The sequence below is a fragment of the Alkalimonas cellulosilytica genome, from assembly GCF_036325985.1.
GTDB lineage: Bacteria > Pseudomonadota > Gammaproteobacteria > Enterobacterales > Alteromonadaceae > Alkalimonas > Alkalimonas cellulosilytica.
Window position 1 is genome coordinate 1 of sequence record NZ_JAUHLI010000066.1, and the last position, 368, is coordinate 368.

Consider the following 368-nt stretch of genomic DNA (forward strand, 5'->3'; position numbering starts at 1 on the left):
GACAGCAGGATGTGCTCACGCGTCTGTGGCATAGGACCGTCAGTCGCGGCAACAACCAGGATCGCGCCGTCCATCTGCGCAGCACCAGTGATCATGTTCTTCACGTAGTCAGCGTGACCCGGGCAATCTACGTGCGCGTAGTGGCGGGTTGGCGTGTCGTATTCTACGTGCGAAGTATTGATGGTAATACCACGCGCTTTTTCTTCCGGTGCTTTGTCGATTTGATCAAATGCAAATGCCTGACCGCCGTAAGTCTTCGCCAACACGTTCGTGATAGCTGCAGTCAGAGTTGTTTTACCGTGGTCAACGTGGCCGATGGTGCCTACGTTTACGTGCGGTTTTACGCGTTCAAATTTAGCCTTAGCCAT

General features: G+C 53.5%; 1 protein-coding gene. It reads right to left on the reverse strand.

Going from position 1 to position 368, the window contains the following annotated elements:
• Positions 1-368: GTP-binding protein (locus tag QWY20_RS18570; RefSeq protein ID WP_330130462.1), on the reverse strand; the 368-nt coding region annotated here is incomplete at its 3' end.